General features: G+C 63.2%; 1 protein-coding gene. It reads right to left on the minus strand.

All coding sequences use genetic code 11. The annotated features are described in order from the left end of the window. Positions 1-418, minus strand: a 418-nt coding sequence (locus AC1DNF_RS35820; protein ID WP_478153689.1) for an IS110 family transposase, incomplete at both ends; no start/stop codon positions are given.

The following is a 418-nucleotide window of genomic DNA, read 5'->3' on the forward strand; positions in this document are numbered from 1 at the left end:
GTAGTAAGCACCGCACCACGAGGTCTTGCCCTTGTAGCGCACGTCGTGGCGCAGCAGGAAGCCCTTGAGCTGATGGCGGGCTTGCATGCGGCTGTGGACTGCGTCTTCGCGCGCTCGCGACAAATCACGGATGGTTTCGTCGTCTGGATCGGGGATCCACACGGCGCTCAATTGGCCCGCGCGTGAGCACTCGGCCAATTGAACGCTGTCGCGTGAGTCGGTCTTGATCCGGTCGCCGGGTCGTCGCGGGATCTGCGACGGGGCAATGATCTCGCAGAGGTAGCCCTTGGCCTTCAAGGCACGCTGCAGCCCGAAGCCCGTCGGACCAGCCTCGTACACGATGTGCAATTGCTCCGCGGTGCCAACCTTGGCCAGCACCTTCAGCAACTTGTTCACATCGTGCGGCACCTTGCCGATC

Source organism: Variovorax sp. 01T432 (assembly GCF_056398605.1).